Origin of the sequence: Pannus brasiliensis CCIBt3594 (assembly GCF_036688125.1) — a bacterium.
Lineage (GTDB): Bacteria > Cyanobacteriota > Cyanobacteriia > Cyanobacteriales > Microcystaceae > Pannus > Pannus brasiliensis.
In genome coordinates, this window is sequence record NZ_JBAFSM010000056.1 from 1 (window position 1) to 19,108 (window position 19,108).

18 protein-coding genes are annotated in these 19,108 nt (G+C 52.7%); 13 read left to right on the forward strand and 5 right to left on the reverse strand.

The genetic code is table 11. The features are described 5' to 3' along the window. The first annotated feature begins 153 nt into the window (after positions 1–153). The 3 genes from nblB (at position 154) to V0288_RS21145 (ending at position 2,862) form a co-directional block, all read left to right on the forward strand. Entirely contained in the window at positions 154–816 is a 663-nt protein-coding gene (nblB, locus tag V0288_RS21135; RefSeq protein ID WP_332867158.1) for a phycobilisome degradation protein NblB, read from the forward strand. Between the two features lie 72 nt (positions 817–888). After that, positions 889–1,983, forward strand: coding sequence for a tetratricopeptide repeat protein (locus V0288_RS21140; RefSeq protein WP_332867159.1), 1,095 nt, complete (start codon positions 889–891; stop codon positions 1,981–1,983). A gap of 591 nt (positions 1,984–2,574) precedes the next feature. After that, positions 2,575–2,862, forward strand: a complete 288-nt coding sequence (locus tag V0288_RS21145) for an RNA recognition motif domain-containing protein (protein ID WP_332867160.1) — start codon at positions 2,575–2,577, stop codon at positions 2,860–2,862. A gap of 74 nt (positions 2,863–2,936) precedes the next feature. Here V0288_RS21145 and V0288_RS21150 read toward each other — a convergent pair whose 3' ends face one another. From V0288_RS21150 to V0288_RS21170, 5 genes are all read right to left on the reverse strand, one after another. Continuing rightward, positions 2,937–3,452: a GIY-YIG nuclease family protein gene (locus V0288_RS21150; RefSeq protein ID WP_332867161.1), complete on the reverse strand. Its 516-nt coding sequence runs from the start codon at positions 3,450–3,452 to the stop codon at positions 2,937–2,939. A 34-nt stretch (positions 3,453–3,486) separates the two neighbouring features. Beyond that, positions 3,487–3,900, reverse strand: coding sequence for a C6orf136 family protein (locus V0288_RS21155; protein ID WP_332867162.1), 414 nt, complete (start codon positions 3,898–3,900; stop codon positions 3,487–3,489). A 69-nt stretch (positions 3,901–3,969) separates the two neighbouring features. After that, complete coding sequence (locus V0288_RS21160) at positions 3,970–4,254, reverse strand: DUF4164 family protein (RefSeq protein ID WP_332867163.1); 285 nt, start codon at positions 4,252–4,254, stop codon at positions 3,970–3,972. Positions 4,255–4,346: 92 nt separating this feature from the next. Further along, positions 4,347–4,646, reverse strand: coding sequence for a BrnA antitoxin family protein (locus V0288_RS21165; protein WP_332867164.1), 300 nt, complete (start codon positions 4,644–4,646; stop codon positions 4,347–4,349). A gap of 132 nt (positions 4,647–4,778) precedes the next feature. After that, positions 4,779–5,408, reverse strand: a complete 630-nt coding sequence (locus V0288_RS21170) for a TetR/AcrR family transcriptional regulator (protein ID WP_332867165.1) — start codon at positions 5,406–5,408, stop codon at positions 4,779–4,781. Positions 5,409–5,482: 74 nt separating this feature from the next. Between V0288_RS21170 and V0288_RS21175 the strand changes: the two genes are divergently transcribed. From V0288_RS21175 to hepC, 10 genes are all read left to right on the forward strand, one after another. Next, positions 5,483–6,799 carry an HlyD family secretion protein gene (locus V0288_RS21175; protein ID WP_332867166.1) on the forward strand — a complete coding sequence of 439 codons (1,317 nt, stop codon included), beginning with the start codon at positions 5,483–5,485 and terminating at the stop codon, positions 6,797–6,799. 213 nt (positions 6,800–7,012) lie between these two features. Further along, a complete protein-coding gene (locus V0288_RS21180; protein ID WP_332867167.1) occupies positions 7,013–7,315 on the forward strand; it encodes a CU044_2847 family protein in 303 nt (100 codons plus the stop codon). Between the two features lie 14 nt (positions 7,316–7,329). Further along, complete coding sequence (locus V0288_RS21185) at positions 7,330–8,646, forward strand: serine protease (RefSeq protein ID WP_332867168.1); 1,317 nt, start codon at positions 7,330–7,332, stop codon at positions 8,644–8,646. An 8-nt stretch (positions 8,647–8,654) separates the two neighbouring features. Then, a complete protein-coding gene (locus tag V0288_RS21190) occupies positions 8,655–8,939 on the forward strand; it encodes a DUF433 domain-containing protein (RefSeq protein ID WP_332867169.1) in 285 nt (94 codons plus the stop codon). Further along, positions 8,936–9,328 (forward strand): DUF5615 family PIN-like protein, encoded by a 393-nt coding sequence (locus V0288_RS21195; RefSeq protein ID WP_332867170.1) that lies wholly within the window; start codon positions 8,936–8,938, stop codon positions 9,326–9,328. Before V0288_RS21190 ends, V0288_RS21195 begins: the two co-directional genes overlap by 4 nt. After that, on the forward strand, positions 9,325–11,976 hold the full coding sequence (locus V0288_RS21200; RefSeq protein ID WP_332867171.1) for an AAA family ATPase: 2,652 nt from the start codon (positions 9,325–9,327) through the stop codon (positions 11,974–11,976). The genes V0288_RS21195 and V0288_RS21200 overlap by 4 nt, the downstream gene beginning before the upstream one ends. 58 nt (positions 11,977–12,034) lie before the next feature. After that, positions 12,035–13,339 carry a histidinol dehydrogenase gene (gene hisD, locus V0288_RS21205; RefSeq protein ID WP_332867172.1) on the forward strand — a complete coding sequence of 435 codons (1,305 nt, stop codon included), beginning with the start codon at positions 12,035–12,037 and terminating at the stop codon, positions 13,337–13,339. Between the two features lie 1,275 nt (positions 13,340–14,614). Continuing rightward, positions 14,615–15,790: a glycosyltransferase gene (locus tag V0288_RS21210; RefSeq protein WP_332867173.1), complete on the forward strand. Its 1,176-nt coding sequence runs from the start codon at positions 14,615–14,617 to the stop codon at positions 15,788–15,790. Positions 15,791–15,802: 12 nt separating this feature from the next. Beyond that, entirely contained in the window at positions 15,803–17,995 is a 2,193-nt protein-coding gene (locus V0288_RS21215) for a GumC family protein (RefSeq protein ID WP_332867174.1), read from the forward strand. An 89-nt stretch (positions 17,996–18,084) separates the two neighbouring features. Continuing rightward, a complete protein-coding gene (gene hepC / locus V0288_RS21220; RefSeq protein ID WP_332867175.1) occupies positions 18,085–18,957 on the forward strand; it encodes a heterocyst development glycosyltransferase HepC in 873 nt (290 codons plus the stop codon). Positions 18,958–19,108: the final 151 nt, after the last annotated feature.

A 19,108-nucleotide genomic window follows, 5' to 3' on the forward strand; every position in this document is an offset into this window, starting at 1 on the left:
CTCCTGCCTCCTGACTCCTGACTCCTGCCTCCTGACTCCTGCCTCCTGCCTCCTGACTCCTGCCTCCTGCCTCCTGACTCCTGACTCCTGCCTCCTGCCTCCCGAACGTGGCACAATACTAAGACCGGTTCAATGTTCAGGGTGTCATCGATTATGAGCTATTCCCCCGAATCCGTCCAACAACTTCTCGACTCCGATGACTACGGCGATCGCCTCTCGGGGATCAACCGTCTCCGTCAACTCGATCCGAAAGTCGCTTTCGAGATGATCCGGCCGCTGGTTAACGATGTTAACGCTCGCGTTCGCTACGCCGCCATCAGTCAACTCGATCCCCTCGGTAAACAGGATCTCGATACCGCGTTAACCCTCCTGCGCGAACGTTTGCACAACGATCCGGAAACGGACGTGAAAGCGGCCGCCGCCGACGCGATCGGTGGATTAAAACTCACCGATGCTTACGACGATCTCCGCGATCTCTACCAGCAGAGTTCGGATTGGTTGCTTCAGGTGAGTATCGTGGCGGCCTTGGGGGAATTGGGGGAACCGCGGGGATTCGATCTCCTGAGTGAAGCCCTCTCTTCCGAATACGATCTGGTCAAGATCTCCGCCGTGAGCGCCCTGGGGGAACTCGGCGACCCCCGCGCCGTCTCCTTACTCGTTCCTCTCGTTACCCACGATGATTGGCAACTCCGCTATCGTCTCGCGCAAGCGTTGGGACGATTGGGAGGGGACGAGGCCATGACCGCCCTCGAACAGTTGACGGGCGATCGAAGCGCTCAGGTCGCCAGTGAAGCGAAAAACAATCTTCGAGACTAATACATATCGCTTGTTTTTTGTCAAGGGGTTTTTTGAAAAATATGGGGAGAGGTCGTTAACCGAGATAAACCGATGAATCGATCGATCTATTGCCTACTTTTAATTGGTTTACTCGCGCCGGTCGGATCGGTTCCGGCCGTCGCGCTCTCGGGAACGTCGCCGATCGAGATCGCCGGGAACTCCCGGAAACAGATTAGCGACCTAATCCGTCAGGGGCGGCAGTTGGTTAAGGCGGGCAGATATAGCGAGGCGCTCGCCGTCTACGAACAAGCCGCCGCCCTCGACGACAGAAACCCCCGCGTTTTCTCGGCGATCGGTTTTTTACAAACCCGACAGGGCGATTATAACGCCGCGTCGATCGCCTATCGTCGGGCGATCGAACTCGATCCGAGCAATGCCGAATTCTTTCACGCCCTCGCCTACAGTCTGGCGAACGCGGGCGATTACGAGAACGCCGCCACCGCCTACTATTACGCGATCCAACTCGAACCGAAACAGGTGAAACACTATCTCGGTCTCGGGGTGGTGTTACTGCGACAGAAAAACTACGAGAAAGCCAGCGAGGTCTATCAATGGGTACTCGCGCTCGATCCGAATAACCAGCAAGCCCACGAGATCATGGGCGTGGCGCTGATCGAGCGGGGAAGAACCGACGAGGCTCTAGATTTCCTGCAAAAAGCGCTGAGAAAGTATCCGAATAATAACGAACTGCGGCTACAACTGGCGAGCGTGATGTTAGCGAGAGGGGATTTAAACGGGGGAACCGAGATCCTTCAGACGATCGCCCGCCAGAACCCCCGCGATTTCCCCGTACAGTTGAAGATCGGGATTTTATTAGAGAAACAGACCCGTCTAGAGGAAGCCCTGAGCGCGTATCGTAGAGCTAGTTCTTTAGAACCGAGATCGATCGAGGCGCGCGCGGGCATCGGTCGCGTCTATCTGGCGCGGGAGGACTATCTCGGCGCGGTGATCACCTACGAGGAACTGGCCGAGATCGCGCCCGATAATCCGGATGTCTATCTCGCTCTCGGTCGCGCTTACGCGGGACGGAAACGGGCGATCGACGCGAGATCCGCTCTCGATCGAGCCAGAAAGCTCTACGAATCCAAGGGAAACACCAAGGGAATCCAACAGGTAGACGAAGCGCTACAAAAGTTGAAAACCTAGACCTCCTGTAAAAATTAAAAAGCTCTCGGGTTTGGTGGGAGTCAGGAGTCAGGAGAAGAAGGGAAAAGTAAATAGGTTACAGAAATGTGAAATAATCTATTTTTTTCTCAATCCCCTTGAAAACGTAGTTTTTACGTTAAATTCGATCTCAAATTTTTCCGGTTGTCGGAGGTCTTCCGAAAGAAGACAGGAGTTTGGGGAGGGAAAAGAAAAGGTTTTTTCCGTGAAAATCGAAAGTCTCGCTCTTGTTTAAAAAACACGAAAAAATTGATTTTTTATGGAAAACGCGCGTTTCAAGGTTTCGCGGAATACCGATCGAAACGCTCGGGATTTTTTCGGACGGGACTCCGCGCGTTCGGCCGCGACAATATCTGATCCCGGACGACCGGTTTCGATCGTAACGTAACGTAACGATACGGCTCGACACTTGGGGAACACTATATGCTATAATCTTGGTAGAGAGTTCGGTTTGGTGTTCAAGTTCGTTGTCAGTATTAATTCGGTAAAGTTTTTTACGTTAGTATTGGTCGGCTTCCTCCACAATTTCGCTTCTCTACATCAATTTCGAGTATCGATCGAGGATTCAGTTATATGTCTATTTTTGTCGGCAATCTCTCTTACGAGATTTCCCAAGAAGATTTAGTAGAGGTCTTCACGGAGTACGGCAAGGTGCAACGCGTCTATATTCCCGTCGATCGCGAGAGCGGTCGCAAGCGCGGTTTCGCCTTCGTGGAAATGGAATCGCCGGATCAAGAAACCGCCGCGATCACCGCGCTAGATGGAGCGCAGTGGATGGGACGGGATCTCAAAGTGAACCAAGCCCGCGAACGCGAGGAACGCGCTTCTTTCGGTGGCGGTAACAGACAGAAACGCTACTAATGTGTTCTACTAAGTTCTATTAAACGATTTCGGGGTTAGGGCTTCCTACCCCGAAATTTTTATTCGCTAGAACTTTATTTTAAATCTAATAACCCCTGTTCTTTTAATTTCGGGTTGAAGCGAAATTCCATCTTTACCCCTCGATTTTCTAACTCTTCTTTAATCTCGCTCTCGACACGTCGGGCGATGTTTTTTAAGATTTTCCCCCGATCGCTCTCCTCGGCCCGATCGTAACTTTCTCGTTCTTCTTCGGTCATCGATCGCCGCGCGTCGATCGGTTCCGTCCAGGATTTTTCATCCCCTTCCATGCCGCCATTTTCCGATCTCCACGCTTGGCGGATCTCTTCGAGAAGGGTGCGGCTAGGGCGATCGACGGTGTGAACTTTCAGCCAGTAACAAGCGCGCGGCTGTCGGGCGAGATGCTGTTTTAAACTTAAATAAACGTCGCGGGAATAGCCGACGAATCGTAACGTTTTCCCCTCGTCGAAAATCGCGTAAACGCCGATCTTTCCCTGCCAGTCGTCCGGGAGTTTGCTGTCACTGTCGAGATAGGGGAGATAATCGAGATGGGTGAGCGCGGGAATAGTCAATCGATCGCTCCTAGTCTTTCGTTCTACCGTTCCATCATACCCCCGAATCTCTCCGTTCCGTCCGGGGCGAGAATCGGAAATGTTGGGCGATCACGTCGGGTTTGGAGATGTCCCAGTAATCGATATGGGAGATAATTCGATCGCTCGCGTCGAGGGTTAATTCGCTACGTCCGGGAATGGCGATCCGCGGCCGCCACGGTAGCGGGGTCGTCCAGTGCAGTGTCCAGCGTGTATCGATGCGATCGCCGTTTCGATCGATACTATGGAGATCCATGCGGATGTCTTGAAACCAGGTGGACATAAAACCGATCATCTCGCGATAGCGTTTTATCCCCCGGAATTCGTTCATCGGGTCTTTAAAATACACGTTTTCCGCGTAGATGTCGTAGGTTTGATCCACCGGAAAGCGTCGGTAATCGTCTTGGAGAATTTCGAGAATATCGCTCATACAACTTTTAGAGATAAAGCGTTCGGACGGAAAAGAAAGGATTTTCGGGAGAATCGATCGAGATCGAATTTACGGATTGCCTACCCAGCCGAATAATTTCGCCGCACCGCCTATGATCGCCACGACGAGAGCGACGAGAATCCCGCGACTGACAAATTCTTGATTGTCCAGACGTTTACTCAATCCGTTCACTTTCTCGTCTAAAGATTTAATATCTCCTTTCAATTCTTGAATAGCCACTTTAGTTTCTAATCGAGAATCGTTAACATCTTTCTGGAGATTGTCTAATTTTCGGTTGATTTGCGTGAGAACTTCTTCTAGGGAATAGGTGACGGTTATCGGGGTTTGACTCATGGTTGTTTCCTTCGCGCTCGCTCTTTCAGTGTAGAACAAATTAATAAGGACGCTCTTTAAAAGCGATCGACCGGGAGAACTTTTCCCGCGCCCTATCGCTCCGATTCGATATGATGTCTCACGTAGGTTCGGAGTACGTCATTGATGAGGGTTTGATAGCCTCTTCCGCGCGCGCGACGCTTGAACCACTCGATCACTTCCGTATCGATGCGGATGCCGATCTGTTCCGTCCGCGGAGTCCGTTTTACCGGTCGCGCGTTTTTGAAGAACTCGTCATCGAGGGGAGGAATATCCGAGTAGTCGCTCTCTTCATCGGACATCGCTAGAAATTTCTTTTGTCGCTCATCTAGGGACATATCGGGGAAAAATTTACGTTCACCGGTTTCGCTCATATCGTTTTCTCTCTCGCTCGTTCGCTTTTCTAGCCGATATTCAGTTAGTTCATGAATTGTATATACATTATTGTCAATACAAAATCAATTCGCCACCGGCGCGGAATCCGGGATCGTTCCGAGGAGGCGGTGTTATTCTGAAAGCAGAAGCCCCAACAGACTTTTCACCAGTCGATCGCGCGCTAACGGGAAACTTTCCTTCCCGTAAAAAATTTCCTGCGCTAACACGTAAGACACCAGAGAACCGATAAAAATATGCGCCACGGCCTCCTCGTCGGCAAATCCGAACTCCGGATGTTTTCGGAAAAAATCCGCCATCAGTTCCCGTCCTCTCTGCACCACCGTTCGCCCGTACAGTTTCGCCAGTTCGGGAAATTTCATCGATTCCGCGATAATCAGCCGTAAAAACCCCACGTATTCCTCATCGACGATTTTTTCGAGAAATTCCGTCGCGAATCTCTCTAACAGGATCGCCGGTTCCCCTTGCTGACTATCCATCGTTAACACCGACTGGAAGCGCCCGATCGTCACTCGCTCCATCATCGCCGTGAAAAGCCCCTCTTTATCCTGAAAGTGGCTATAAATCGTCTGTTTAGACACTCCCGCCTCGGCGGCCACCCGATCCATGCTCGTTCCCGCGTATCCCGATCGAGAGAATACCCGCATCGCGCCCTGTAATATCGCCTCCCGCTTAGAATTCTGGCGCGGGGTTCCCGTCGGGGGGGCGAGGTCGGTTTCGGGGGAGGGCGTTAGGTTGGGCATGAAGGCTCATTAAATTTTTCTAACATTTCCTAAAATCATACTAGACGGTCTAGTACGATCGAGAGTAGAAACCTTTGCAAAACTTAGAGGTCAGAGCGATGGCCCGATCGATTCCCGCTCCCGATCTACCCGCGGCCCGCGAGAAACGGAAATTCGACCCGCGTATCCTAGTGGGAGTCGCCGCCCTTGCAACGGCCGGTTATTTGGGGTGGCGGCAGTTCGCGCCGGTTCCCGCGCCCACGTTTTTAAGCGTGAGCGGTCGTATCGAGGCGGATGAAACCGATATCGGCGCGAAAACCGGGGGACGGATCGATCGCATTCTATTTCGCGAGGGGGATGCGGTGAAAGCCGGTCAGGTAATCGCGGTCATCACCGACGAGGAAGTGAACCAGCAGTTACAAGCGGCGATCGCCGAAGTAAACGCCGCTAAACAGGAGGAAGCGCAAGCTAAATTCGATATCAGTGTCGCGGAGAGCCGGATCGAGGAAGCGCGGCTGAATGTAGCCCAAGCGAGGGAAGATACCGCGGGGCGAGTCAGTCAGGCGGAATCGAACGTCGCGGCGAGTCAAGCGGGAGTGGAACAGGCGATCGCGGAAGTAAAACGGGCCGAGGCGGAGATAAAACGAGCGGCGGCACAATTACAACTGGCCAGGGCCGATCGAGAGCGTTACGAGCAGTTATTCGCCGAGGGAGTGGTGAGCCGGCAACAGTTCGATCGAGCGCGGGCGGATGCGGACACGGCCGCCGCCGAACTGGAAACCGCGAAGGCGACTCTAGTGGCGCGCCAAGCCGCGGTAAATACGGCCGAGCGACAATTACAAGCGACGCGGGGAAACCTCACCCAAACTCGATCGACCGCGCTCAACCCGACGATCCGCGGTAGTCAGTTAACCGCGACCCAACAACAGAAAGAACAGGCGATCGCCCGATTAGCGGCCGCGCGGGCCCGAGTGAACGCGGCGATCGCCAACCGACAGCAATTAGAAAAACGTTTAGAATCGTTTCAGGTGAAAAGTCCCGTCACCAGCATCGTGCAGGATCGTCCGCTGGAGCCGGGAGCCGTCGTAACGAGCGGGAAAACTTTATTAACCGTTATCGACCCGAAATCGATCTATATGCGCGCCTACGTGCCGGAGGGAGATATCGGCAAAATTTACGTCGGTAAACCGGCGCGGGTGTTCCTCGATTCCGCTCCCGATCGAGCGCTACCGGCCCGCGTCAGTTCGATCGATGCTAAAGCCTCTTTTACCCCGGAAAATATCTATTTTCCTAAAGACCGGGTGCGACAAGTATTCGGCGTGAAATTATCGATCGATCAGGAGAAAAACTACGCGAAACCCGGAATGCCCGCCTCGGCCGAAATCGACCTACAAGAAACCGGAAAACCGTAGGGTGGGAAGCGCGAGGCGTAACCCACCACCCCATCGCGTCGGAACTGTATTTGAAAAGATGGATCGCGACGGAGCGATCGATCCTCGCTAGAATATCGAAAATCCCTGCCGTCTAACTCATCCTAAAGGAATAGCTCCTGTGATATTATGGTTGAAATCGCCGAGAGCGATCGTGGGAGTATTCTGTCAGAATCAATCGTTAGGAGAGGGGCTATGGGAGATCGATCGGAAGTGATTCCCGTGAAAGTTAACGAGAACGTGACCGTATTGGTAGAAACAAGAGATTTAGGCGGCGAGGAAGAGGTTTCGGGGAATTTATTCGATTTTCAGGATGTAGCCGATACGATCGAGGCGATTACCCAATCGATCGCGGCGACGATTGAAAAGGTTAAACCCAAGAAAGCGACGGTTGAATTCGGCGTGGAGGTCGCGGTAAAATCGGGGAAATTGACGGCTCTGATCGTCGAGGGACAGGGGAAAGGAAATTTAAAGATCACTCTCGAATGGGGTGGATGAGCTAGATTTAGACGATGATCGATCGAGCCTTGTTACGGGAGTGTACGGTCAGATTACGGGCGGCGGGCAAGCCTGGAACGGGTTTTTTCGTCGCGCCGGGGTTGATTCTAACCTGTTTTCATGTGGTGGAAGGGGTCAAAGAAAGCGATAAAATCGTTTCGGTACAGTGGACAGGACAGGATTATACGGCGAAATATCTAAAGGGGTTTGATCGATCTCAAGGAGATCTAGCCTTATTACAACTGGTGGAAGATCTCGATCACGAGCGCGTGTGTTTGGATGAGGACTTACAACCGGAAGACAAACTCTATACTTTCGGGTATCCCCAATACGATGATAAAGAATATAAGGTCGATGGCGATCCGAGGGATTTCGATTATATCGATCTAACGGGGGATGAATATCCTTTAATCACGTTTCAGCGGGGGCAGGTACAGCCCGGTTTCAGTGGGGCGCCGCTTCTAAATCTTCGGACGGGAAAAGTGTGCGGGGTAGTAAGGATCACTCGCGACAAGCGTAGCGATTTGGGAGGGAGGGCGATTCCCGTCAGTACGATTTTCGCGTGTTTTCCCGAGTTGAAGCCGAAAAGAAGTGCGGAGAATCCCTTTATCCCGCTATCGGGAGGAATTGATAAACCCGATAAGATTTTCGGACGGGAGAAGGAAGTTAAAGAGATTTGCGAGCAATTAAATAGCGGGGCTCATGCCGCGATTATCGGGGAGTCCGGAAGCGGTAAAACAACTTTACTTTGGGCGGTTTATTATCAAGCCGTGCAATATCTGCGACAACCCCGAAAGCCTATCTATCTGGATTTGGGAGGGATCTTCGGCGATGTGGATTTTTACGAAAAGTTCTCCTCTAGTCTGAATATTCCCGTACAGAAAAATCACCGCGAGCGGATTAGGCGATTATCCCAAGAATTAGAGAATCGAAAAATTTTGCTACTATTAGATGTAGTTGATGATATGCGAGAAAACTATTTTAGTATTAAAGTCAGGAGGTATTTAAGATCTTTGGCTAATCAAAACGATCCACCACTACGATTAGTGGTCGCCGCCAATCAAGCTCTAGATGTTTTATTCCCCGATAGTGAGAAAAATGATTCCCCTTTTCACGGAATTTGTCATCCGATCGGTTTTTCAGGATGGAATAACGAGGAGGCGAAAGTTTTTATCTGGAATCGTCTTACGGATACGGGAATAACTTTTACCGAAGCGGAAATTCAAAACATTATCCATCAATCGAGACAATCGGCAGAAAAACTTGGAATAAATCCGAGAAAATTAATGTATGGCTGTCATCAATTATATAAAGAAAAACTAAATGCCTAGAGGTGAGTATGGCTACCGTTACAGATATCGGTACTTTGATCGTTAGTGACCCCGAAATTTGCGGGGGAAGACCGCGAATTAAAGATAGTCGGATCACGGTGAGAAATATCGTTATCGACATTCGATCGGGAATGACCCCGGAAGAAATTCTAGAAAATAAACCCCATTTGAGTCTAGCGAAGATTTACGCCGCTCTCTCCTATTATTACGCCAATCAAGCGGAAATTGATGCCGATATATCCGCCTATTATGAAGCTTGTAAAACTTTAGAGAATGAATCGATCGCTCGATGACAAATTTTAATGAAATCGCTCTCTATCTAGACGAGGATACCAATCAAAAAAGCTTGATCCAAGCTTTGAGGAACGCTTCGGTAGATGTTCTCACGACGGCCGAGGCTAATCGTTTAAGTTTCTCCGATGAAGAACAATTGCTTTGGGCGTTTGAACGGCATCGGGTCATTTATACCTTTAATGTCGAGGATTTCTGCCGTTTACATCGTATTTTTCTTCTGGAGAATAGACATCACGCGGGAATTATCGTCGGTTGTCAGCAGAAATATTCGATCGGGCAACAGGTGAGAGGGATTTTAACCCTAAAATCTCTGCTTTCGGCGGACGAGATGATTAACCGATTGGAATATTTAGGCAATTATATTAGAAATAATCCGTACCTCTCATGAAGGAATCGCCCGTCCCCCGTCTCGACCTCGCCCCGAAGCTGAATCGGACATTATCGCTATGGAATCCCTTCGATTATCTCCTGCTGTTGTGGTGGGTGTTGTATTTCCCGCAGGCGATACGGTGGTACGTGGAAACCAAAGGAGGGGGAGAAGATTTCAGAAAACAAAAAACATGGCAGGACAAAATCCGCTTTCTCCGCAAACATCCCGTTCAGTCGCGATTGTGGATACAGGGAATTTTATTGACCGTTATCACCCCAATTTTTTTCTGTACCTTGTTAGAAAGATTGGGAGTTTCTATTAATTGGTTCGATGTGGTGGCCGGCGTGGTGGTCAGTGTGGTGGCCGGCGTGGTGTTGGGCATGACGGGAACGGGAGGCGTGGTATTCGGTGTGGCGTTCGGTGTGGCGCTCGGTGTGGTGGCTGGCGTGGCGTTCGGTGTGGGAGGTGTGGCGTTCGGTGTGGCGTTCGGTGTGGCGTGGGGCATGGCGTGGAGTGTGGCGGGAAGCGCAATAGGCATGACAGCAGGCATAGCGTTCGGTGCGGCTTGGGGCGTGGTGGTAGGCGCGCTCGGCGTGGTGGTAGGTATGGTATCCGGCGTGATGGTAGGCACGATCGCCGTGGTGGTAGGTATGGTAGTAGATGTGGCAGTAGATGTGATGGAAATTGTGAGAAGAGGCCTGGCGTTCGGCTTGACCGCAGGTATGACAACTGTCTTTTTCCTGCTACGCCCCGATATTTGGTTGATGAGCCTTTTTTTTCGAGATCGTTTCTTTTTCCGTCTCTTACCTCGGATGGCTTGTCTTCCGTTGAGCGGGCTATCTTCGCTAATATATCTGTGGTTACAGCGAGATTGGGAAGCGGGAATCTACAATATCAATCAATTATTAGCCTATAGTTTGCAATTTAGCCCCGTGCTTACGGCAGTTAATCGCGCTTTAGCTGAATTTCCATCCTGCGAAATCGTTGATCGCGTGTCCCATCTTGCAGAAAGCCCTCATGACTGGAAATTACTAGAAACGGTTTCTAAGTCTTTGAGGCCGGCTCCATTTTCGCAAGATACGCCTCAATGCCCCACCGCGGCGGGTTTCTGGTATCTCCACAAAAAAAAAGCCGATAAAGCCGGAGAAGCCTTCGCCGTCGTTCGTTCCCTTCCCTACGGCGAGGAAATGTACACCCTCGCCCATACTTTACACCGATTCCCTCTCGCCGAAGATCTAGAAAGTATCGTGTCTCTCGAATCTTCCCCCATTCCCGACGAACCGCGATTACGTCCTTTGACTTGGAAAGCGATTACCAGTTTCAATCGAGTTATCGAAGAGTTTCTCTTAATCAACGGCAGTTCTTCCCAATCCGTTAGATCCCTAGCTCTAAACCGCGCTATCGGTGAACTACGCGATATTCTCGATAACCAATCCGAAACGCTACCTATCGCCGAAAAAGATTTAATCCTCAAAATTGCCCGAAAATGGTTAGAAGTCAGCGAATCGATCGCGGGAACGGTGGGAAACGTCACCATCACGCGACCGGTTAGCAATCCCTACATTATCGGCGATCCCGTCATCGGGAAACGTTTTGTCGGACGCGGGGACATTACGCGGGAATTCGAGTCGCTTTGGTCGGGAAATACCCTGCAATCGGTGGTTCTCTTCGGTCATCGTCGCATGGGGAAAACCTCGATTTTACGAAACCTTGATTCCCATCTCGACCCCGGCATCCCCGTTATCTATATCAACTTACAACGCTTAGTCACCGTATCCGAACTCGGCGAGGTTCTGCTGGCGATCGCTGACGAGATCGGCCGTAAACTCGATATTTCTATTCCAGATGAAGAAAAAATCCTACAATTGCCCGAAATTACTTTTAATCGCTACCTAAGCGATCTCCTAACCCGTATCCTGCCTGAAAAACAGAAACGTTGCTTAATTCTAGCCCTAGACGAGTTCGAGATTATCGAAGAGTTAATCGAAGCGGGAACCCTACCGCGGAATTTTCTCGGTTATCTCCGTTCTCTCGTCCAGATGAGTCCGAATCTGTCCTTTATCTTCGCCGGACTGCATACCCTAGAAGAGATGACCGCCGATTATTTTAATCCCTTTTTCGGCAGTGTTTACCCGATTCCCGTTACATTTCTCTCCGGGGCCGCTACCCGCGTCATCCTCGCCAATCCCGCGGGGGAAGAAGAGGATTTCCCTCTCGACTACACTTCGGAAGCGTTGGATAAAATCTACGAACTCACCCGCGGCCAGCCGTATCTGGTGCAATTGGTCGGATTTCATCTCGTCCGCTTCTACAATAACGAGGTATTCGAGAAACAACGTCCCCGCGACCCCCGTTTTACCCTCGCGGACGTGGAAAACACCATTGACGCGGAATTTTTCCAGCGCGGGACGTACTACTTTACCGGGGTCTGGAACCAAGCTGGACAGGGAGCGGACGGACAACAGGAGATTTTAAAAATCCTCGCCCCGCATCGATCGGGGCAGACACGAGAAGAAATACAAAGCCTGACCGCATTAGAGGAACAAACCCTCGAAAAAGCCCTGAAAACCCTAGAAGATCATACCGTCATCGAACCCGCGGGCGATCGATGGAAAATCTCCGTCGAACTGTTCCGGCAGTGGGTGGAAACGCGTCACCGGGATTAAGACGGGAAGCGCCGGACGATTATTATAGAAAAATAGGCACTACGCGGATTAGAAGTCAGTGGTTAGAATTTTAAAGTTAGCGGGACTCACGCCGGACGAACGGGCGAAATTACTCAAAAGAGCCGAATTAGACATCGATAACGCGCTCAATGTCGCTCGATCGGTTATCGAGACGATTCGGGAGAAAGGCGACGCGGGGGTGGTCGAGTTCGTCCGGCGTTTCGACTACGAGGGCGCGACCGTCGATAATCTTAAGGTAACGGAAGCGGAGTTCGATCGAGCGTTCCAAACCATCGAACCGGACGTGAAAACCGCCATCGAACAGGCTTTCCGCAATATTCACGAGGTACACCGGCGCCAGATGCCGGAAGAAGTCCAACTCGCGGAAATCGAGAAAGGAGTTTTCGCCGGGGAGAAAATTAGCCCCATTCCTAACGTCGGTCTCTACGTCCCCCGCGGCCGCGGCGCGTTTCCGTCGATGATGCTGATGCTGGCGATTCCCGCGGTGGTTGCCGGGGTGAATCGAGTGGTGGTCTGTACCCCTCCCGATAAACAGGGAAATGTCGAACCGGTGTCCCTCGTCGCGGCGCGGATGGCGGGAGTGAAGGAAATTTATAAACTCGGTGGCGTACAGGCGATCGCCGCCCTCGCCCTCGGAACGGAAAGCATTCAGAGGGTTGACAAAATTACCGGACCGTGTAGTGTCTACGGGGCGGCGGCGAAACGGTTACTGTTCGGGACGGTGGATGTGGGCTTACCGGCCGGGCCGAGTGAATCGATCGTTCTCGCGGACGAGTCTACCGATCCCCGGTTGGCGGCGTTGGATTTACTGATCGAGGCGGAACACGGGTCGGATTCGGCGGCTCTGCTCGTTACCCACAGCGAGAGAGTGGCGATCGAGGCGAGCCGACACGCGGCGGAATATTTACAGAAACTCCCCGACTGGCGGCGGGAATTCTGCGAACAGGGATTGGCGGCCTACGGGGGGATTATCCTTACCGATAGTCTGGAGGAATCGATCGCCTTCGTCAACGAGTACGCGCCGGAACATCTGGAAGTCCTCGTCAACGATCCTTTCGCCATTCTCGGCAAGATTCAGAATGCGGGGGAAATTCTCCTCGGCACGCGCACTCCCTCGTCGATGGCCACTTACGCGATCGGGGTGAATGCCGTTTTGCCGACCGGCGGTTTCGCTCGTTCCTATTCCGCGGTGTCGGTGTACGATTTCCTCAAGCGATCGACCCTCGCCTACGTGACCCCGGAAGGATTCGAGAAATTAAAGGCGACGACCGAGAAATTAGCCGAATACGAGGGTTTTCCCGCGCACGGATTGGCGATCCGCGAACGGGAGAAGTTATTGTAACCGTCGGGGGAGGGTAGCGATCGACTGACAATTCGGGGTAGGGGCGTGAGGTTTCGCGCCCCTATCGCTTTTAAGGCGGGAGTTTTCCGGCATTAGCCACTATTTTCAGCGCGATCGGCTGACGGCTGACTTTTCGCGATCGGGGTAAACGAATATACATTTCCCGATCGTTTTAAATTCTTACTAAAGATACAAAGAATTGTCGGTCGAATTATTACTAAATCTCGATTTATCCGGTCTGCCAAAATTCAAACGGGAAATGTGTTACAGTAGCGAACATCGGGATAAAGAGCGAGCTTAAGGCTTCGATCGAGTCGAGGATTCGAGGCGATTCTTCGCGACATTCCCGAAACAAAAGCCGTTTTTTCATGCTTGACGGAAACCGAAAGATGAACTATGCTTTAGGTGGATTGATAGATAAGCTAGTACGAGCCTTCCGAAGGAAAAAGCATCCTGATGAACCAGAGAGCGATCTCCATTCGTACCCTCATTTCCCCCTATTTTTTCGTCTGGAAATCGAAACGATAAATTCTCTCTCTCTCTCTTTTTTCCCTTTAGAGAAGGCTTGAAAAAAAACTGTAAAATTTGACCGAGCCCGATCGTTCCTTGTCGATTTCGCCCGATCTCCCGATCGAGTCCCTTCGGGAAAACCCCTGACGCTCGATCGCCTTACTCCCGAATAATTCCGTTTCTAGGTATTGAATACCTATGGATGCTTGGAGATGACACCAGCGAGTGCGCTCTACCCATCCTGGAGGGTAAGAATCCTAGTGTCTATCGATCGGGGAAAACTCGATCGCTTCGGTGTCTCTCGATAGATTCAGCGAGGGGAGCTAGTTTGGAGACGGGTCAGAGCATCGATATTTTCGACGAGGGTATCGCCGGCCGCGGGATGTTATCTCCCGGTTTCGGTAGGAATAGAAGCGCGTCGAGGGAATTGTGAACGCTCGAAATCCCGCCCAAAACGCGGGGCGATCGAGAAGAAGCCATCAAAAACTCGCTCTTTCGATAGAGTTGACCGCGAATTTAGACGACTAAATTAGTTAGCGAAAGTCCTGACTATCGCCCTAGCGAGCGATCGATTCTCGATCGGTAAATTCTCGAAAATTTATGAATAGAACTACGGTTTTAGGGCGAGATAGCGAAAGATAAACTTTCCCTCGATCGGTCAACTCTTCACCGATCTTCGATAGCTTGTACCCTCTCCCAAAATTCGCTACCGATCGGCTAATGTGACCTTACTTTATTCAGTAAACTTCCCAGAATTTACCCTACATGAAAATCGCTTTAGTCCATGATTATCTAACGCAAAGAGGCGGAGCGGAAAGAGTCTTTGAAATTCTCTGCCGGGCTTTTCCTTCCGCCCCTATTTTCACCTCGCTGTACGATCCCCGCAAAACGATTTCCGTGGATAGTCGCCGGGTGAAGACGAGTTTCCTGCAAAATATCCCCGGCGCGTCGCGATATTTTCGCCTGCTCGCCCCCCTGTACTTTCCCGCTTTTCAGATGTTGGATCTACAGGATTACGATCTCATTATCAGTAGCACCTCTAGCTTCGCGAAAGCGGTGAGAAAAAATCCCAAAGCCATACATATTTGCTTCTGCCATAATGTCACGCGTTTTCTCTGGGATACCCGCACCTACCTTCAGGAGTATAAAGACTTTAACGCTTACACCCCCGTCATCGAATGGTTTTTCGAGTTCATGCGAGAGATCGATCTGGGGGTGGCGAGCAACCCGGATATTTACGTCGCGAATTCTAGTATCGTCGCCGAGAGAATCCAAAAGATCTACAACAAAAACGCGCTCGTGATCAACTATCCCATCGACAGCGACAAGTTTTTCGCGCTCGATGAAAAAGAGGACTTTTACCTGGTTTCCTCCCGTTTACTGTCGTATAAAAGAATCGATATTATCGTCGAGGCTTTTAACTGGTTAGGATGGCCCTTACTGATCGTCGGAGACGGGCCGGAGCGGGAACGTTTACAGGCGAAAGCGTTAGATAATATTCAATTTTTAGGCTACGTGAGCGATAAACTGCGGGGGTATTTAATGGCGAAAGCCCGCGCTTTAGTGATCGCGGCGCTGGAAGATTACGGGTTAGTCCCGATCGAGGCGAACGCCAGCGGAACCCCGGTGATCGCCTACGGGGCCGGGGGAGTCACGGACACGCAAATTTCCGGACAGACGGGGATCTTATTTAAACCGCAAACCCCGTCCGGGTTAATCGAAGCGCTCGTCGAGTCGAGAAAGATCTCGTGGAACTATTCGCGGATTCGCGAGCGGGCGATCGAGAATTTTTCGGAACAAGTTTTCTTGGAAAAAATCGCGAAACTGATCCGGCAGGTAAGCGGTGAGACGGTGATCGATCCTATAAACCCCTCGATCGCCCCGGAGAGTTCGGATATTTTTTCCCTGCCGCGACTCTCCTCTTTTTATCCGGGTAATTGAAGCGAGATTTCTATGATCGAGTCAACCGATGTCGGGTACGGACAACTGCTCGCGATCCTCTGGCGGCGACGCTTTTGGTTTTCGGGCGTATTTATCAGCGTTTTCCTGGTAGCGAGTTTTTTCGCCCTGCAAAAAAAGCCTACTTACATGAGTTCCATGCAACTTTTAGTCGAACCGAACTATCAACCGAAACCGGAAAGAGAGTCGGGTACGGCGAATACTTTTATCGAGAATAACTTTCAAATCGACTACGCCACGCAATTAAATTTATTGCGTGGTTCCGTCCTCATCCGAAAAGCGATCGATAAAGTTAAAAAGGAGTATCCGCGATTAACGATCGCCGCCATTCAGAGGAACTTGCTTCTCGAACAGATCCGGACCGAGAAAACGGAAACGAAAATTTTTAATATCGCGTTTTCCGCCGGCGATCCGATCGAGTCCCTGAAAATTCTCCAGGCGATGCGGGAGGTGTACCAGGAATACAATTTAGAGCAACAGCAGAAGCGTCTGAGCGACGGACTGGGTTTCGTCAATAAACAGTTACCCCTGGCGCGTCAGAATCTGCGCTCGGCCGAGGTGGCGCTCAAACAATTCCGGGCGGCCAATAACCTGATCGACCCGCAGGCGGAGGCGAACACGCTCGTCGCCGGGATCCGGGCGATCGAGGCGGAACGGGAGAGCCTGAAAGCGCAGTACCGGGAGGCGCGGGTTCGCCGGGAACTCCTGCAAAAAAACCTCGATCGCCCCGGGGGAGAGCGGGTTCTCGATTCTTCCCGCTTGAGTCAGTCCACGCGCTACCAGAACCTGCTAACGAATATTCAAGAGACGGAACTGGCTCTCGCGGAACGGCGCTCGATGTTTACCGACTCTCACCCGCTAGTGCGAGAATTACTGGAAAAACGCCAGAATATTCAAAAACTGCTCCGGGAGGAAAAAGAAAAAATCTTGGGGAAAGCGTCGCCGGCCGAATCCGACACGGCCCTGCAAAAACAGGGACAGTACAGCCCGATCGACCTGGAAACGATCACCACCCTCCTGAACACCGATCTCGCCGCGCGGGGTCTACAGGAGCGAGAGAGGAGTCTGGCGAAAACGGAAGCCCAACTACAGGCCGAACTGGCGCGTTTTCCCGCGTGGATCTCCGAGTACAATCGGCTCTCGCAGGAGGTAGAGGTACGGCGAACCACGCTCCAACAACTGTTACAAGCCCAGCAGACGTTAGCGATCGAACTCGATCGGGGCGGGTTTAACTGGCAGGTGGTGGAGTCGCCGCGAGCCGGGGTCAAGGTCGGCCCGAACCGGGCGCGAGATCTGTTGGTCGCCGGGGTGGTCGCCCTATTCGTGGGGGGGATCGCCGCGTTCGCGCGCGAGACGCTGGACGATTCGATCCACACCTCGGATCAACTGGAACGGCAGGGAGTCCTCCCCCTGTTGGGTGCCACCCCCAAATGGCGACCGCTAGAGGCGCGGGGGGCGAATCTCGGTTTCCCGTGGCGCGCGTCGCCGGAGGAAACCTCGCCGATCCTGTCGATCGTCGGCTGGCAACCGTTCCGGGAATCCCTGGATCTCATTTACAAGACCCTACAACTGCTCGAACCCGGCACGACGCGCCGATCGCTGGCGATCGCCTCGACCCTACCCGGCGAGGGAAAATCGACGCTAACCCTGGGGCTGGCCCTGAGCGCGGGACGTTTACACCGGCGGGTGCTGGTGATCGATGCCAACCTGCGCGAACCGTTCCTCCACGAACTGTTTCAACTGCCCAACGACCAGGGACTGTCCAACTGGCTGGCCGGGGAGAGCGATCGACCCTCCCCCCACGCGCTCTCGTTCGCGGGATCGAGTATCGATTTACTGACCGCCGGGCCGAAGCCGAAAGATCCCGTCAAACTGTTGACCTCCCGACGCATGGAGGAACTGATGGAGGAATTCGGGCGGCTTTACGATTTGATCCTGCTCGATACCCCGGCGATTTTAGGTCGGGTGGATGCCTTGCAGATCGCCTCGCAAGCGAAGGGGACGATTCTGGTGGCCCGGCTCGATCGAGTTACCCAATCCCAGATCGCCGAGGCCACGGAACGACTCAGACCGTTATCCCCCCTGGGTATCATCGCCAACGGCGCGCGAGAGGTATCTTACCCGCGCGAGATCGCCGAGCGTAACGGTCAAGTCTCCTTTTCCAAGGAATCCTCCGCCAGAAACTGAATCCCGACCCCGGTACGGGCGGGTTTCCCGAAACCCCCCTCCCGGCTCCCGACTCCCGACTCCTACCCCAAGCGGAAGGTGTAACAACGATGACATCTAGCGTTCTCTTGAAACGGTATCAGATTATATCCCTACCGTCGGAAGCCCCGTTTTCCGGCTCGGGTTGTCCCCCCTGTTCTCTGAAATGGCGTAGCCGGGTTCTCTGGGTACGGGCGACGGACGGGGGAAACCGGTTATCCCTCCCGGCGCTAGAGAACGAGCGCTGGTTAATCGATTGCTTGAGCCGCTCCAAGGTGAGAGAGGTGTGTCTCGATCCCGCGCTCGGGGCAGAAGCGATCGAGTTTTGGGCGAACGCCTGCGGGCGGGCGGGGAAAACGCCGATCCTGCGATTGTCCGGGAGAACCGCCCCGATCGGGCGCGAATTCTTGTCCTGGCGGGTAAAACGGCTCCTCGATCGGGCGATCGCCGCTTTTCTCCTGCTCCTGTCCGGCCCTATCTTCCTCGCGCTCGCTTATAAAGCCCGAACCGACTCGTCCGGGCCGCTGTTCTCCCGACAGTGGCGCGTGGGAGAGAACGGGCGACTGTTTCAACTCCTCGAATTCCGCCCGGCGCGGGTGGACGCGGACTCCCCCTCCCCGCCGGGTACGGGCGATCGCCGCCGGTACGGCCTGGACGAACTGCCGCGACTGGTGAACGTCCTGCGCGGCGAGATCAGTTTCGTGGGGACGCGTCCGGGAACGATTCCCGAGGCGCTCCGGCCCGGTTCGCCCGCGCGAAAACACGGGAAGGCACTGCCCGGAATCACCGGACTCTGGCGGCTGACGGAACGGGCCGAACCGCGCGATCCGGGAACGATCGAGCGCCGCGATCTCGAATACCTCCGGGCATGGACGCTCTGGAAAGATCTCGCGATCTTGCTCGGGACGATTCCCGCGGTTCTATCCGGTACGGGGGACGATTGAATTCCCGAGAGAAAAGGCAAATCCCGTCCACCTTTTCCCCTTACCGGCAAGTCTTTCCTGTTTTGAGAAAATCGGCGGAAGGAGTCCGAATCCATTCGAGCGAAAGCGTTCGCTCGCGATTTTTCCGCCCGTCGAAGGAGGTTTTCCCGTC

Bases quoted from the DNA above. Each gene is read 5' to 3' on its own strand.
- nblB (WP_332867158.1), top strand. From the start codon at position 154: ATGAGCTATTCCCCCGAATCCGTCCAACAACTTCTCGACTCCGATGAC.
- V0288_RS21140 (WP_332867159.1), top strand. From the start codon at position 889: ATGAATCGATCGATCTATTGCCTACTTTTAATTGGTTTACTCGCGCCG.
- V0288_RS21145 (WP_332867160.1), top strand. From the start codon at position 2,575: ATGTCTATTTTTGTCGGCAATCTCTCTTACGAGATTTCCCAAGAAGAT.
- V0288_RS21155 (WP_332867162.1), bottom strand. From the start codon at position 3,900: ATGAGCGATATTCTCGAAATTCTCCAAGACGATTACCGACGCTTTCCG.
- V0288_RS21160 (WP_332867163.1), bottom strand. From the start codon at position 4,254: ATGAGTCAAACCCCGATAACCGTCACCTATTCCCTAGAAGAAGTTCTC.
- V0288_RS21165 (WP_332867164.1), bottom strand. From the start codon at position 4,646: ATGAGCGAAACCGGTGAACGTAAATTTTTCCCCGATATGTCCCTAGAT.
- V0288_RS21170 (WP_332867165.1), bottom strand. From the start codon at position 5,408: ATGCCCAACCTAACGCCCTCCCCCGAAACCGACCTCGCCCCCCCGACG.
- V0288_RS21180 (WP_332867167.1), top strand. From the start codon at position 7,013: ATGGGAGATCGATCGGAAGTGATTCCCGTGAAAGTTAACGAGAACGTG.
- V0288_RS21185 (WP_332867168.1), top strand. From the start codon at position 7,330: ATGATCGATCGAGCCTTGTTACGGGAGTGTACGGTCAGATTACGGGCG.
- V0288_RS21190 (WP_332867169.1), top strand. From the start codon at position 8,655: ATGGCTACCGTTACAGATATCGGTACTTTGATCGTTAGTGACCCCGAA.
- V0288_RS21195 (WP_332867170.1), top strand. From the start codon at position 8,936: ATGACAAATTTTAATGAAATCGCTCTCTATCTAGACGAGGATACCAAT.
- V0288_RS21200 (WP_332867171.1), top strand. From the start codon at position 9,325: ATGAAGGAATCGCCCGTCCCCCGTCTCGACCTCGCCCCGAAGCTGAAT.
- V0288_RS21210 (WP_332867173.1), top strand. From the start codon at position 14,615: ATGAAAATCGCTTTAGTCCATGATTATCTAACGCAAAGAGGCGGAGCG.
- V0288_RS21215 (WP_332867174.1), top strand. From the start codon at position 15,803: ATGATCGAGTCAACCGATGTCGGGTACGGACAACTGCTCGCGATCCTC.
- hepC (WP_332867175.1), top strand. From the start codon at position 18,085: ATGACATCTAGCGTTCTCTTGAAACGGTATCAGATTATATCCCTACCG.